The organism is Mesorhizobium sp. WSM4837 (assembly GCF_055811435.1).
Map to the genome: position 1 here is coordinate 1 of NZ_JBVVQE010000269.1, position 338 is coordinate 338.

At 58.0% G+C, this 338-nt stretch carries 1 protein-coding gene; it reads right to left on the minus strand.

Annotated elements, in window-relative coordinates:
• A partial coding sequence (locus tag AC0L3D_RS37045) for a type 2 periplasmic-binding domain-containing protein (RefSeq protein ID WP_473647581.1) occupies positions 1-338 on the minus strand: 338 nt, incomplete at both ends.

Below are 338 nucleotides of genomic sequence, written 5' to 3' on the forward strand. Positions count from 1 at the left end.
TTCGTGGGGCAGCCTACGCACACGAGCGTGTCGTCGAACAGCGCCGCTCTTGGATGCGCGCTCGACATGAACAATTCTGGACAAATCAGAAAATCGACGTCACCGCGCCGGAGAAGCTCATCGGGGTCGTCGTCGAGCGGCAGCAATTCGAAGCTGACGGCGGGTGCTTCGCGTGCAACACGCTCCACGACCTTTTCAAAAAACACGAGTGTGGCGAAATCGGAAAGGGTGATCCTGAAACGGCGATCGGACTGAGCCGGATTAAACGGATCCCAAGAAATAATCGAGCACTGGATGTGCAAGAGTGCGCCGCGAACAGCGGGGGCGAGTGTTTCCGC